Genomic DNA, 12725 nt, shown 5'->3' on the forward strand with positions numbered 1-12725 from the left:
CCGCCCTTTCGCACTTCCCTCACTGCTTGACCTGGCACCCGAGCCCGGCCGATTTCATGCCCGAGCACAGCGCCCTTGCCGCCGCCAGATCGCCCGGCACGGCCTGCAGGCGGAAGACCTTGCCGATGTCGGCCTGCCCTTCGACCACCCGGTGATTGACGCCCGAAAGCCCGGGATACTGGACCTTGAGCGTCGCCCATCCCGCTTCCGCCGCCGCCTTGTTGGCATAAGCGCCGACCTGCACGCCGACGCCGGTGACCACCGGTTCCGGCTTGGCGGCCGGAGCGGCACCGGCCGCCGCGCCCGGCCTGACCGCAGGCTTGTCCGATGGCTTGTCCGCAGGTGCAGGCGCCTTGGCGGCCGAATCGAAGCCCGGCGCCGGGGCGACCGGCCTGTCCTGACCCACAGGGCCCTGGCCGATCTGCGGCGTGCGGCTCTGCCCTTCGGCCACCGCGAAGCTGGTATCGCCGGTGCCGGAGACCACTTCGCCGCCGGGATTGTCCGGACGGGTCTTGTAGGGCTCCTTCGGCGCCTGGATCAGGCCGCCGTCGGCAACCAGCGGCTGGTCCTCCTTGTGACGGGTAAACCAGAACACGCCGCCGACCAGCACGCCGATCGCCACCAGCGCCAGCAGCACCAGCAGCGCGGTCTGCCCGCTGGCACCGCCGCGCTGCGGTTCGAAGTCCTCGTCCTCGCCTTCGAGCCAGGGCAGGCGCACGTCATCGTCGCCCAGCGCAAGCTGCGCGGACTTGTCGAAACCCGACGAGGCTTCGCCCGCATCCTCGCCGCCAAACGCGTTCATGTGCGACGATTCGCCCCGCTCGTCGCCGTCAATCGGCCCCCAGCTCGCCATCGATTACATTTCCTCCACCGCTTCGACCCCGAGCAGTGCCAGCCCGTTGCGGATAATCTGCCCGATCTGCGTGGCCAGGAAAAGCCGCGCGGAAGTGAGGTTACCATCTTCGGCGTTAATAAACCGCTTTTCCACGCGGTCGTTGCCGAGGTTCCAGTAACCATGGAAGGCAGCTGCCATGTCGCCGAGGAAAAAGGCGATGCGATGCGGTTCGCGCGCGGCCGCAGCCGCCTCGACGATGCGGGGGAACTGCGCGGCGAGCTTGACCAGTTCCAGCTCTTCCCCGCCCAGCGTTTCCAGGTGATCGCCGCCCGGCGCGAAACCTTCACCGGCGGCCTTGCGCAGCGTCGAGTGGACGCGGGCATTGGCGTACTGCACGTAGAACACCGGGTTGTCCTTCGAGGCTTCGACCACCTTGGCGAAGTCGAAGTCCATCTGCGCTTCCGGCTTGCGGGTCAGCATGGTGAAGCGCACCACGTCCTTGCCCACTTCGGTGACGACTTCGGCCAGCGTCACGAAGTTGCCCGAACGCTTGGACATCTTCACCGGCTCGCCGTCGCGCAGCAGCTGGACCATCTGGACCAGCTTGATCTCGAACGGCGTCGGCTCACCATCGGCACCGGCCCCATCTTTACCGGTCATGGCGGCCACGGCGGCCTTGATGCGCTTGACGGTGCCCGCGTGGTCCGCGCCCCAGATGTCCACCAGCGCGTCGGCGCTCTGGGCCTTCTGGAAGTGGTAGGCGAGGTCGGCGCCGAAATAGGTCCAGGTGCCGTCCGACTTCTTGATCGGGCGGTCCTGATCGTCGCCGAACGCGGTCGACTTGAACAGCGGCAGCTCCACCGGCTCCCAGTCCTCGGGCGTCTTGCCCTTGGGCGCCTCGAGCACGCCGTCATAGACGAGGCCCTTCGCGCGCAGCCAGGCTTCGGCCTCGTCGGGCTTGCCCGAGGCCTGAAGCTCGGCTTCCGAGGAGAACAGGTCGTGATGGATGCCGAGCAGGCCGAGGTCCTGCTTGATCATCACCAGCATCGCGGCGACGGCCTTTTCGCGGAACAGCGTCAGCCATTCCGATTCGGGAGCCTTGGCGTACTTGTCGCCGAACTCGGCGGCGAGCTGCTGGCCCACCGGCACCAGATAGTCGCCCGGATAGAGCCCCTCGGGGATCGCGCCGACGTCTTCGCCGAGCGCCTCGCGGTACCGCACGTGGGCCGAGCGGGCGAGCACCTGCACCTGCGCACCGGCGTCGTTGACGTAGTATTCCTTGATGACCTTGTGGCCCGCATATTCGAGCAGCGTCGCCAGCGCATCGCCGACGACCGCGCCGCGGCAGTGGCCCATGTGCATCGGGCCGGTCGGGTTGGCCGAGACATATTCGATGTTCACGGTCGTGCCGCCGCCCACGGCCGAGCGGCCATAGTCCGCGCCCAGCGCCGCGATGGCGCGCAGTTCGGCCAGCCAGGCGGCGGGCGAGAGGCGCAAGTTGATGAAGCCCGGCCCGGCGATCTCCGCCGAGGTCACCGCGTCGAGCTTGGACAATTCCGCCACCAGCGCCTCGGCGAGGTCGCGCGGCTTCATGCCGGCGGGCTTGGAGAGCACCATCGCCGCATTGGTCGAGAGGTCGCCGTGCGAGGCATCGCGCGGCGGCTCGACCGTGATCGCGCTTCGCTTCAAGCCGCCGGGCAGCGTACCGGCTGCTTCGAGCGCATCGAGCGCGGCGTTGAGGTGGCCTGCGAAGGCGGCGTAAAGGGTCTGGTTATTGCTCATGACGCGCGCGGATAGCCGATGTGCGGCAAAAGGGAAACAGCCTGCAAGGTGACACTTGCCGCAAGGGCCGGTTGACACGGTTGACACGGTCCAGGGAAAAAACCGTCACCTTGTGCCCCTGCCGTCACCTTGCGGGCCGCCGGGTGTCACCTTGCAGCGCCGGGCAAGCTGCAGCGCCTCGTCCCAGACCTCGGCAAAACCCTCACCCAGCCGCGCGCGCAGGCGATAGGCCGACTGCCGGCTCATCCCCACCTCCCGCGCCGCCGCCGAGACCGAGCGGCCGCGTGCGAGCGCATGCAGGAAGGCGAGCGCCTTGGCCCGGGTCCAGCGATAGTCGGAATTGGCGCGGCGGGTGCGAGGCTGGGTCATGCCGCGCAAGGTAACGCGGCCGGCCCGGTGTAGGAAAACGGTTTGGCCACCGGGCGCAGTGGCCTCTCGCCCCGGTCACGGCTGGCAGCCGGGCGGGAACGGAGTTCCCGCTTTGCGCCCTAGTCGGCCGTTCGAGGGGCGATTTGGCGCGCCAGGAAGCCGTCAGTCCGGTTACGCTTGTCGACCCGATCGGCCAGCAGCCGGACTGGCTGGAAAGTGGACGCTCAATGCCACTCCCGCTCGACGCTGGCGTTCTCAGCCTTTTCCGTAGTCGTAGGGATAAGTCGCTGCATAACTTTTCGGAAGCGAGTTGGGCAGACGTAAGCAATCGTTAGCCCGATGCACACTGTAAACCAGATAATTCCGCCCAATTCCTCGTGTCCAAACATCGCAAATGCGAAAAAAATGGGAGCTGCGGCTACACCAAACACAAGGCCCATAATTCGAGGCCGGGACCAATGAAATTCGGTGCCAGAATCCTTGATATCGACCATTCTCGGGCCTCTCACGAATACGTCAATCGCATTGAGATAATCACTGGCACGCGCCATGTCGAATGTCCGCAACGGGGCGTGTGCGGAAATTCCGCCATGCGCCCAAGTTGGTCACTGGAGGGCCGAATTGACGCGCCAGGAAGCCGACCGACCGCTTTTCCTCACCGACCACGCTTATCATCTCCAGCGAGGGGACGAAATGAAGTAGCCATTTTCATATTGAGCCGGTGCTGGATATTGATCGTCGCCGGTATGTTTACTGGATCCGCTCGGAGAGGTCGCAATATGCGAATTGGCAGAAAAATTTGGTTTTATCTTGCCATTCCGACGGCATTGGCCTGTGGCGTTGCCCACTTCGCGTTCAATGGAACATTGCTTTCCAAGCACCATGGGCAAGTCTCTCAAGACCTTGCTGCACAAATGCGAACCGAGCAGCTTGAGGATAGCAGAACACACGAGACCCGACTGTTGCCGGATCCTCGTCCTTATTCTCACCGTGGGGATGCCTTTGGCGTCTTGTCCAAATTGAAGCCGTTGTCCGAATTGAACGCAGATGGTCTGCGCTTCGTAGCGATCCCATCGGCAACCATGTCGTATTATGGTGTGGTGCTTACGCTCGAAAGTACACAAGCTACCGAAGCTGTGGGGGTTATCAGCATTTTTGCTACAGGAGGTTCGGAGACGCTAGATGTCGAGGAACGCGAATTCTCGATGCCGGCGAACGAGTATCGTACCCTAACGTCCACAATCGATAAATTGACTGACGGGTGGCCGGGCGAATCGGGCTTTGTCTGCTTGGACGGAACAACGACCGCATTCGAACGCGTTCGTAACGAAAGAATAACGTCTGGTGCCGGGGATTGCGGAACACACTATGAAGCTCTGCGAGCAATAATTCTGGCGAAGTTGCGAAAGTTCGTTCCTGAGGTAAAACTACCGCATAATGATGATTGGCGCATGCCTCCTCCGTAGCATTGCGCCCGTTCTTGCCGTTCGTCTGCAATTTCTCTGAGCTTGGAAGCGGACGTGCGTGCGATAAATGTCAAAACCCGCGCAATCGTTCGCCTGTCGCACTGACCTCATAACAGCCTGAACTCACCGATTCCGATAGGTTGACGAGGGACGGCCACAGCACCAGAAGTCGCGCTGCAAGCCGCTCCATTGGCCATTTGGCAACAGATGGTGATGGGAAGAAGCCGATCAGGCCGGAGGCTAAGAACAACTGTCGAGAGGGGCGCTTCTTTGCAATGTTGCGATCTCCAGTTAGCACGCACCAGCGACCTTCCTGACCAAGTAGCTTTATCCAATCTTCGTCAGAGAGGTTACCTCGTCCAAATTTGTCCTGGATGTGGATGACCACATGATCGTCATCAAAGAATGCGCCGAGCCCTCGGGCGAGGCGTGGAGGCAGATTGTTATCGACAAGAAGCTTCACGCTGCTTTGCGATTGCCGATGCTGATCTCGTAGGCAATCGCGTCACGGATCAAGCGCGGTTTAATCTCGTAGACCTTCGCTGCTCGATCCACCGAACCTTCTGCCTCAACAATCTCAATCACTCGTGCAGTGGAGATGCCGTAGTCAGCCAAAATGGGTTGACCGAATGAGCGGGTGGGATCGGCCACGACAGTCTTCTTGCCATGCAACAACCACCAACGCTCTGCACCAGCTGGACCAAAGTCCAAATCCTGCAAGCTGGGTTCGACTACCCTTTTGAAAACACCTTGGCTCTTACGCAGATCGATGAAAACTGGCTCATCGAGGTCACGGGTAATTTCGAGAAAGATTGTCTTTCCATCGGTTTTGAAGTGTTGCGTCGAAAATGGGCGCTCGTCACCTACAATCATTCGCGCGCGTTCAATGCATTTCCTAATCGTAGGGAGGCCGATGCGCTTCTCGCGTAGTGCATTGACTATTCTCGCTTCAATAAGATCGCGAAATCCGAGAAGAATGCCTTCCTCATCATGCGTATACTGCGGATGCCAAAGGGCTTCCTCTGAACGACCATCATGTACATAGCCGACAAGCCACCGCCGCAACGTAGCAGGGCTCATCCCGACCATGCGGGCAGCCTCCAAGGCGGTATATGCACCTATGCCAAATTCAGCGGTTTCCATGTTGGCTGTATAGCCACAGCGTTTGCCGAGCGCCAAGCGCTTTGGTTGCAGCTAGCTGTCATGCAGGCTGCTGACTGCGGGGTCTCTAATGGACGTCTCTCAACGTTCGACCATGTCGGCTATCTGCTTGCATTCGCTATAACCAGTCATTCCGCAACCGGCCCAAGCTAGATGCCAGCGGCAGGAGATCGAACCCGCACCCGCTTCCGGGATCGCTGTTGCGATACGTCTACCAATTCCGTCACGCTGGCAGGACCTTCTAACCGGGCTAGGCCGAAGCGGCAATGTCGCCTTTGGCTGACTGTCTTCTCCAAACCCGCCAGTCCGCTACCGGCCCCTACCCTCTCCACCCGCTCAGGCAGAGCCTGTCGAAGCCCTTGAGGCCGGGCACCTCGCCTCTCCATGCTTTGACAGCCTCCGCCTGAACGCGGTCACGGCGTGTCACCGGCCGAACCGCTCCCCGCCCCGCGCACCCAGGGTGGGCGCCCCCTTCAAAACCGCCCGGAACGCGTGTATCGGGCCGCTCATGCGCCCTACCCAGATTCCCCAGACCTACCGGGTCAAGAGCTTCGGCTGCCAGATGAACGTCTACGACGGCGAGCGCATGGCCGAACTGCTGGCCGAGCAGGGCATCACCGCCGCGCCGGACGGCGAAGAGGCCGATCTGGTCGTGCTCAACACCTGCCACATCCGCGAAAAGGCCGCCGAAAAGGTCTATTCGGACATCGGCCGCCTGCGCCGCGCGGATGGCTCCTCGCCGCTGATCGCGGTGGCCGGCTGCGTGGCGCAGGCCGAAGGCGACGAGATCATGAAGCGCGCGCCCGCCGTGCAGATGGTGGTCGGCCCGCAGGCCTATCACCGCCTGCCCGAGATGATCCGCGAGGCGACCGGCGGCAAGCGCGTCACCGATACCGACATGCCCGCGCAAACCAAGTTCGGCGCCCTGCCGAAACGCAAGCGCTCAGGCCCGGCCGCCTTCCTCACCGTGCAGGAAGGCTGCGACAAGTTCTGCACCTATTGCGTGGTGCCCTATACGCGCGGCGCCGAGGTTTCGCGCCCCCACGCCGACCTCGTCGACGAGGCGAAGCGGCTGGTCGATGCCGGCGCGCGCGAGATCTCGCTGCTGGGCCAGAACGTCAACGCCTGGACCGGCGAGGATGCCAAGGGCCGCACGATCGGCCTCGACGGGCTGATCCGCGAACTCGCCGAGATCCCCGACCTTGCCCGCATCCGCTACACCACCAGCCACCCCAACGACTTCACCGAAGGGCTGATCGCGGCCCACGGCGAAGTGGACAAGCTGATGCCCTTCCTCCACCTGCCGGTGCAGGCGGGCAATGACCGCGTGCTGAAGGCGATGAACCGCAGCCACACCGCGGAAAGCTATCTGAAGGTGCTGGAAAAGGTGCGCGCGGCGCGCCCCGACATCGCGCTTTCGGGCGACTTCATCGTCGGCTTCCCCGGCGAGAGCGATGCCGAGTTCGAGGATACCCTCGCGCTTGTCGACACGGTTCGCTACGCGCAGTGCTTCAGCTTCAAGTACAGCCCGCGCCCCGGCACCCCCGCCGCGACGATGGACGGCCAGATTCCCGCCGAAGTGATGACCGAGCGCATCATGCGCCTCCAGGCCGCGCTGGGCCGCGACCAGACCGCCTTCAACAAGGCCTCGGTCGGCAAGACCTGCCAGGTTCTGGTGGAGCGCCGGGGCAAGCTGCCGGGGCAATGGCTCGGCAAGTCGCCGTGGTTGCAGTCGGTCTATTTCGACGGCGATGTCGCGATCGGCGACATGGTCACGGTGGAACTGACCGAAGGCGGGTACAACGCCGTCTCCGCAAGGCTGCTGGGCCCCGTGCCCGCATGAAACAGGCGCTGGTGCTCGTCCCCGGCCTGTCGTGCGACCGCCATGTCTGGCAGGCGCAGATCGCTGCCCTGGCGGACATCGCGGATGTCACCATCGGCGATACGCTGAAGGACGATTCGATCGCGCTGATGGCCAGCCGCGTCCTCGATGCCGCGCCGGACCGCTTCGGAATCGCCGGGTTCTCGACGGGCGGCTATGTCGCGATGGAGATCTGGCGCCGCGCGCCGGAGCGGGTCACCCGCCTCGCGCTGGTCGACACCAATGCCCGTGCCGACAGCGAGGATCAGGCCGCGCTGCGCCGTGCCGCCATCGCCACCGCCCGCTCGCGCGGGTTCGAGGCGGTCCTGCGCGGATCGCTGCGCCAGCTGGTCGCGCCGGACTGTCCCGAGCCGCTGTTCGAGGAGGTCGTCGAGATGGCCCTGCGGGTCGGCTTCGGCACCTACATGGACCAGCAGGCGGCGATCATCGAGCGCGCGGACTCGCTGGAGACGCTGGCCACGGTCACGGTGCCGGCCATGGTCATGGTGGGCGACATGGACGCCCTCACCCCGCCCTACCTGGCCGAGGAAATGGCGCAGGCGCTGCCCGCCGCGACTTACGAGATCATCCCGCAGGCCGGCCACATGGCGCCGATGGAACAGCCCGACGCGGTCAATGCCGCCTTCCGGCGCTGGCTGGCGCTTTAGGCCGTAAACGCATAAACGGCACCATCGAGGCGCCCAAATGGCGAACAGTTCGGGCCGAAGTTGCCGCCGGGCGGGCTGGTTGCCCGTCCAAGGCAGCTTCGGTTCGAGATGGAAGCCATTTGGGCGCCCCTTCGGGGTTTACCTTACGGTGAGCTTCGCTTGCCAAAAATGGCCCAGCGCTGCGTCGGGAAGTCTTGCAATATCGACATATTCCAGCGCCTTCCCTCCTGCCGCTGAGCCATTTTGCCGCAAACCTCGATGGTGCCGTTTATGCGTTTACGGCCTAATCAAGCGGCTTCAGGGCTTCGTCCGTAATCAGTGTCTTGCCGACCGAGGCCGTCTCGGCGCTGACTTCGTCGCTGGCGTTTTGCGGGTAGGCCTTGCCGTTGAAGCGAAGGCGCGCGATGCCTTCGGCCATGCCGCCCCCGGAAACCGCCACGCCGATGTCGCGCCAGCCGCGGGTCCGGGTCGCCAGCACGCCCACCGGCAATTGCACCACGCTGGTCTCGCCCATCTTGCGGAAACCGTCGCCGTCTCGCTTCAGGACCACGAGGTTGCAGCCGCCGGTGCCGCAAAACATCGGGCCGCCAAGATAGGCGAGCACTTCGGGCGTGCCATCGCCGTCGAGATCGGCCTCGGCGGTCGCATATTGCAGCTTGCCGAGGTCGCTGGTGACGGCGTCCTGGTAATTGGCCTTGATCCACTCCTCCGCCGTCTGCGGGGCGGGTGCCTCGGTGGCCGCTTCGGTCTCGGCCGAGGTGACGACCGCCTCGGGCGGCGGAGCGGCGTCCTTCTTGCAGGCGGCAAGCGAAAGCGTGAGGGCGAGCGTCGCCGTAGCGGCTAGAGCGATCCGGTTCATGGGCAGCAGGCTAGCCGCATGCCCGCCCCTCCCGCAAGCTCGGCCCGCCGCATGTTCTGCACGTCCGTTTGAAAAATTCGCGGCACGCGAATTTTGCGGCACCAGCCCTCTCCCCCACCCGACCTCCCACGAGTGTATCCTGTTGGGAGGTCGGGTGGGGGAGAGGGCTGGTGCCGTACCGAAAATGCCCCACGGGCATTTTCGCAAACAAGCTCCTCAACGGAAAAGGGCCCCGGTGCATAAAGCACCGGAGCCCCTGCGACCCGCCGGGCGTCGATCGCGTCCCCGGTCGGCTTACCAGAAAAAGCCATTATAGACGGTGACGGCACGGCCGCTGCGCATGTTCACCATGACCACGTCGTTACCGTAGCGGACCCAGCGGTGGCCGGCGCGCGGCGCGGGCAGGCGGTAGCGGGCATAGTCGTTCACCCAGTAGCGGTTGCCGTAGTAGGCGGGCTGGAAACGATAGCCCACGGCGACCGGGCGATAGTGATAACCGCGCGGGCCCTGATAGGCCGGGCGGCGATAGTCGTTGCGGTGCGCACGGCGATAGTCACGCCAGTCCTCGTGCAGTTCACGGCGCGAATCGTTGAGGTCGCGGCGCGCCTGGCGAACGTCGCGGCGGTCGCCGTAGCGCTGCGCATCGCGCAAGTTGCGCTCGTCGTGGCGAACGTCGCGGGCGCTTTCGCGCACTTCGCGGGCGCTCTGGGCCGATGCCATCGTCGGCACGACCAGAGTCGGAACGGCAACGCTTGCAGCCAGTGCGGCCATGATGATCTTGCGCATTATGTTTCTCCTTATTCAGGCTCACCGCTTGGGCGACCCCCGGCAATCTTGTCCGGTGTGTTCCGGTGAGTTCATGTTTGAACCCGCCTGGCTGAACGCGGTTGCAATAAACCCTTCAGGAAGCCGAAATGTCTGTCGCGCCCCTGCGACAAAGTGCTGAATCCGCGCCGAAACACCGGATTATCCACCGCGTTCACGGCAATTTTCGCATAGCCCCGCCTTGCGCGACGCGGTGCGGCGAGCCATCTTCACGATAGAACGAAAAAGCATCCTCACCCGAAAGGAGCGCATGGCCCGCAAAGCAGCCCGCGCCGGTGATCCGGCGCAGTTCCGCCCCGAAACCCATCGCAGGGCGCGTACCGAAGTCGAGTTCGACGAACAGACGCTGCTGGGAGCCGTGTTCGGCCAGTTCGATGCCAATCTCGTACAGGTCGAAAACCGGCTCGGCGTCTACATTTCCGCGCGCGGCAACAGGATCCAGATCGAGGGTCCGGAAGACGCCGTCGCCCGCGCGCGCGACACTCTCAAAGGCATGTATCACCGGTTGGAAATGGGACAGGACCTCGACTCGGGCGCTATCGAATCGCTGATCGCGATGTCTTCGGAACCCACGCTGGAAGGCATCATCAGCGGCGATGCCGGCGCCCCGCCGATCATGATCCGCACCCGCCGCAAGACGATCGTGCCGCGCTCTGCCACGCAGATCGAATATATGCGCGCGCTCGCCCGCTCGGACGTGATCTTCGCGCTCGGCCCGGCGGGTACCGGCAAGACCTACCTCGCGGTGGCACAAGCGGTCTCGCAGCTGATGACCGGCTCGGTCCAGCGCCTGATCCTCTCGCGCCCCGCCGTGGAAGCGGGCGAGAAACTGGGCTTCCTGCCCGGCGACATGAAGGACAAGGTCGATCCCTACCTGCGTCCGCTCTACGACGCGCTTTATGACTGCATGCCGCCCGAACAGGTGGAACGCCGCCTGGCCTCGGGCGAGATCGAGATCGCGCCGATCGCCTTCATGCGCGGCCGCACGCTGGCCGACGCGTTCGTCATCCTCGACGAGGCGCAGAACACCACGCGCGAGCAGATGAAGATGTTCCTCACCCGCTTCGGCCAGAACAGCCGCATGGTCGTCTGCGGCGACCCCCGGCAGGTCGACATCCCGGGCGGCGACCGCCATTCGGGCCTCGCCGACGCGGTGAACCGGCTCGAGGGCGTGGAAGGCATCGACGTGACGCGCTTCACCGTGGCCGACGTGGTGCGCCACCCGATCGTCGGACGGATCGTCGAGGCTTACGAGGGGCCGCTCAGCCAGTACGAGTAACAGCCCAAGGTCGCGGATCGACCCTCGACAGGCTCAGGCTCGGGCTCGGGCTGGGCGGATGCAGTGCCAGTTCACCGGAACCGCTCGTCCTGAGCTTGTCGAAGGACGCCTGCCGACCTAACGGAAGTGCCATGGACCTCGAAATCGACATCGAAGCACCCTGGCCCGCCGAAACCGACTGGGCCGACCTTGCCGAACGCGCGCTGGAAGCGCTGACCCGGGTGGCGCCCGAGCTTGGCAACCCCCGGCTCATCACCAGCCTGCTGTTCACCTCGGACGCGGAAGTCCACGTGCTCAACCGCGAATGGCGGGCCAAGGACAAGCCCACCAACGTGCTCTCCTTCCCGATGATCGAACGCGCCGAGCTGCTGGCGCTGGCCGAGGACGGACCGCCGGAAATGCTCGGCGATCTGGCACTCGCGGCCGAGACCTGCGCGCGCGAGGCGGCGGAAAAGGGCATTGCGGTGGAGGACCACGCCAGCCACCTGATCGTCCACGGCCTGCTCCACCTCGCCGGGCTCGATCACGAGATTTCCGACGCCGATGCCGAGGCAATGGAAGCGCTGGAAACAAAGGCTCTTGCTCTCATCGGCATTCCCGACCCATATGGGGATCGCACGTAAACCTCAGGGATAACCAAGCACGATGGCCGACAATGGCCGCCACACCGAGACCGGCTCGGGAGATGGGGATAGTACCGGCACGCTCTGGCGTGTCATCCGGCGACTTTTCCAGAACGACGTCGATCAGTCGCTGCGCGCGCAGATCGAAGGCGTCATCAACGAACACGAAGGCGATACCGAGCAGGCCAGCGCCGCCAGTGGCGATCTCTCGCCGCTGGAACGGCAGATGCTGCGCAACCTGCTCCATTTCAGCGAGCACGATGCCGACGACGTGGCCGTGCCGCGCAGCGAGATCGTGGCGATTCCCGCCGCCGCCAGCTGGGCCGACGTGGTCGAGGCCTTTGCCGAGCATGGCCACAGCCGCATGCCGGTCTATGGCGACTCGCTCGATGCCATCAAGGGCATGATCCACATCAAGGACGTGTTCCCCATCCTCGCCCGCGGCCAGGAGCCGCCCGAGGACTGGAGCACCCTGCTGCGCCAGCCGCTCTACGTGCCGCAATCGCGCGGCGCGCTGGACGTCCTGGTCGACATGCGGGCCCAGCGCACCCACCTCGCGGTGGTCATCGACGAGTATTCCGGCACCGACGGGATCATCACCATCGAGGACCTCGTCGAGGAAATCGTCGGCAACATCGAGGACGAGCATGACGACGCCCCCGAGGAGTTGCTAATTTCGCAAGAGGGGGGTATCTGGGACGCCGACGCCCGTGTCGAACTCGAGGATGTGGCGGAACGGATCGACCCTCGCCTCGCCGAAGTCGAGGAAGCGGTGGATACGCTGGGCGGCCTGGCCTTTGTGCTGGCCGGCGGCGTACCCGAAGTCGGCACCGTTCTCGAGCATGGCAGCGGCTGGCGGATCGAAGTCACCGACGGCGACGAACGCCGCGTGACGAGGCTTCGGCTCCTCCCGCCGTCACAGCAGGCGGAAGACCAACCCGAGTAGCATCCGGCGTAGCCCCCCCCGGCTACGTCTTACTCCATAAAAAGAAAAGGC

The 12725-nt window shown here is 64.4% G+C and carries 14 protein-coding genes and 1 tRNA gene; 6 read left to right on the forward strand and 9 right to left on the reverse strand.

All coding sequences use genetic code 11. The features are described from left to right. Positions 1 to 19: 19 nt before the first annotated feature. The 4 genes from DM450_RS13130 to DM450_RS13145 all read right to left on the reverse strand — a co-directional run bounded on the left by DM450_RS13130 (position 20) and on the right by DM450_RS13145 (position 3537). Positions 20 to 853 carry an SPOR domain-containing protein gene (locus DM450_RS13130; protein WP_142635479.1) on the reverse strand — a complete coding sequence of 278 codons (834 nt, stop codon included), beginning with the start codon at positions 851 to 853 and terminating at the stop codon, positions 20 to 22. A 3-nt stretch (positions 854 to 856) separates the two neighbouring features. Then, positions 857 to 2617: an arginine--tRNA ligase gene (gene argS, locus DM450_RS13135; protein ID WP_142635481.1), complete on the reverse strand. Its 1761-nt coding sequence runs from the start codon at positions 2615 to 2617 to the stop codon at positions 857 to 859. A 105-nt stretch (positions 2618 to 2722) separates the two neighbouring features. Then, the gene (locus DM450_RS13140; protein ID WP_142635483.1) at positions 2723 to 2986 is read right to left on the reverse strand and encodes a helix-turn-helix domain-containing protein; all 264 of its coding nucleotides are present in this window, start codon (positions 2984 to 2986) and stop codon (positions 2723 to 2725) included. Positions 2987 to 3210: 224 nt separating this feature from the next. Next, positions 3211 to 3537, reverse strand: coding sequence for a hypothetical protein (locus tag DM450_RS13145; protein WP_142635485.1), 327 nt, complete (start codon positions 3535 to 3537; stop codon positions 3211 to 3213). A gap of 228 nt (positions 3538 to 3765) precedes the next feature. Between DM450_RS13145 and DM450_RS13150 the strand changes: the two genes are divergently transcribed. Then, on the forward strand, positions 3766 to 4452 hold the full coding sequence (locus tag DM450_RS13150; protein WP_142635487.1) for a hypothetical protein: 687 nt from the start codon (positions 3766 to 3768) through the stop codon (positions 4450 to 4452). 70 nt (positions 4453 to 4522) lie between these two features. Here DM450_RS13150 and DM450_RS13155 read toward each other — a convergent pair whose 3' ends face one another. The 3 genes from DM450_RS13155 to DM450_RS25850 all read right to left on the reverse strand — a co-directional run bounded on the left by DM450_RS13155 (position 4523) and on the right by DM450_RS25850 (position 5846). Then, positions 4523 to 4915, reverse strand: coding sequence for a hypothetical protein (locus DM450_RS13155; protein WP_142635489.1), 393 nt, complete (start codon positions 4913 to 4915; stop codon positions 4523 to 4525). Then, on the reverse strand, positions 4912 to 5595 hold the full coding sequence (locus tag DM450_RS13160; protein WP_142635491.1) for a hypothetical protein: 684 nt from the start codon (positions 5593 to 5595) through the stop codon (positions 4912 to 4914). Before DM450_RS13160 ends, DM450_RS13155 begins: the two co-directional genes overlap by 4 nt. A 172-nt stretch (positions 5596 to 5767) precedes the next feature. Then, a tRNA-OTHER gene (locus DM450_RS25850) sits at positions 5768 to 5846 on the reverse strand. 275 nt (positions 5847 to 6121) lie between these two features. Between DM450_RS25850 and miaB the strand changes: the two genes are divergently transcribed. Then, positions 6122 to 7456: a tRNA (N6-isopentenyl adenosine(37)-C2)-methylthiotransferase MiaB gene (gene miaB, locus DM450_RS13165; protein WP_142635493.1), complete on the forward strand. Its 1335-nt coding sequence runs from the start codon at positions 6122 to 6124 to the stop codon at positions 7454 to 7456. Beyond that, positions 7453 to 8142, forward strand: coding sequence for an alpha/beta fold hydrolase (locus DM450_RS13170; RefSeq protein ID WP_185928606.1), 690 nt, complete (start codon positions 7453 to 7455; stop codon positions 8140 to 8142). Before miaB ends, DM450_RS13170 begins: the two co-directional genes overlap by 4 nt. 283 nt (positions 8143 to 8425) lie before the next feature. On the opposite strand, the gene DM450_RS13175 is transcribed toward DM450_RS13170, so the two are convergent. Both DM450_RS13175 and DM450_RS13180 read right to left on the reverse strand, forming a co-directional pair. After that, positions 8426 to 9001 carry a hypothetical protein gene (locus DM450_RS13175; protein WP_142635497.1) on the reverse strand — a complete coding sequence of 192 codons (576 nt, stop codon included), beginning with the start codon at positions 8999 to 9001 and terminating at the stop codon, positions 8426 to 8428. 294 nt (positions 9002 to 9295) lie between these two features. After that, a complete protein-coding gene (locus DM450_RS13180) occupies positions 9296 to 9787 on the reverse strand; it encodes an RcnB family protein (protein WP_142635499.1) in 492 nt (163 codons plus the stop codon). A gap of 289 nt (positions 9788 to 10076) precedes the next feature. Between DM450_RS13180 and DM450_RS13185 the strand changes: the two genes are divergently transcribed. The 3 genes from DM450_RS13185 to DM450_RS13195 all read left to right on the forward strand — a co-directional run bounded on the left by DM450_RS13185 (position 10077) and on the right by DM450_RS13195 (position 12674). Then, a complete protein-coding gene (locus DM450_RS13185) occupies positions 10077 to 11105 on the forward strand; it encodes a PhoH family protein (protein ID WP_142635501.1) in 1029 nt (342 codons plus the stop codon). A gap of 131 nt (positions 11106 to 11236) precedes the next feature. Beyond that, positions 11237 to 11728: an rRNA maturation RNase YbeY gene (gene ybeY, locus DM450_RS13190; protein ID WP_142635503.1), complete on the forward strand. Its 492-nt coding sequence runs from the start codon at positions 11237 to 11239 to the stop codon at positions 11726 to 11728. A gap of 22 nt (positions 11729 to 11750) precedes the next feature. Beyond that, positions 11751 to 12674: a hemolysin family protein gene (locus DM450_RS13195; RefSeq protein WP_142635505.1), complete on the forward strand. Its 924-nt coding sequence runs from the start codon at positions 11751 to 11753 to the stop codon at positions 12672 to 12674. The last annotated feature ends 51 nt before the right edge of the window (positions 12675 to 12725 follow it).

The organism is Sphingomonas sp. IC081 (assembly GCF_006874585.1).
Classification (GTDB): Bacteria; Pseudomonadota; Alphaproteobacteria; order Sphingomonadales; family Sphingomonadaceae; genus Novosphingobium.

Coding starts and splice junctions, on each gene's coding strand:
- DM450_RS13150 (WP_142635487.1), top strand. CDS start 3,766: ATGCGAATTGGCAGAAAAATTTGGTTTTATCTTGCCATTCCGACGGCA.
- DM450_RS13195 (WP_142635505.1), top strand. CDS start 11,751: ATGGCCGACAATGGCCGCCACACCGAGACCGGCTCGGGAGATGGGGAT.
- DM450_RS13160 (WP_142635491.1), bottom strand. CDS start 5,595: ATGGAAACCGCTGAATTTGGCATAGGTGCATATACCGCCTTGGAGGCT.
- miaB (WP_142635493.1), top strand. CDS start 6,122: ATGCGCCCTACCCAGATTCCCCAGACCTACCGGGTCAAGAGCTTCGGC.
- DM450_RS13140 (WP_142635483.1), bottom strand. CDS start 2,986: ATGACCCAGCCTCGCACCCGCCGCGCCAATTCCGACTATCGCTGGACC.
- DM450_RS13170 (WP_185928606.1), top strand. CDS start 7,453: ATGAAACAGGCGCTGGTGCTCGTCCCCGGCCTGTCGTGCGACCGCCAT.
- argS (WP_142635481.1), bottom strand. CDS start 2,617: ATGAGCAATAACCAGACCCTTTACGCCGCCTTCGCAGGCCACCTCAAC.
- DM450_RS13185 (WP_142635501.1), top strand. CDS start 10,077: ATGGCCCGCAAAGCAGCCCGCGCCGGTGATCCGGCGCAGTTCCGCCCC.
- ybeY (WP_142635503.1), top strand. CDS start 11,237: ATGGACCTCGAAATCGACATCGAAGCACCCTGGCCCGCCGAAACCGAC.
- DM450_RS13175 (WP_142635497.1), bottom strand. CDS start 9,001: ATGAACCGGATCGCTCTAGCCGCTACGGCGACGCTCGCCCTCACGCTT.
- DM450_RS13180 (WP_142635499.1), bottom strand. CDS start 9,787: ATGCGCAAGATCATCATGGCCGCACTGGCTGCAAGCGTTGCCGTTCCG.
- DM450_RS13130 (WP_142635479.1), bottom strand. CDS start 853: ATGGCGAGCTGGGGGCCGATTGACGGCGACGAGCGGGGCGAATCGTCG.
- DM450_RS13145 (WP_142635485.1), bottom strand. CDS start 3,537: ATGGCGCGTGCCAGTGATTATCTCAATGCGATTGACGTATTCGTGAGA.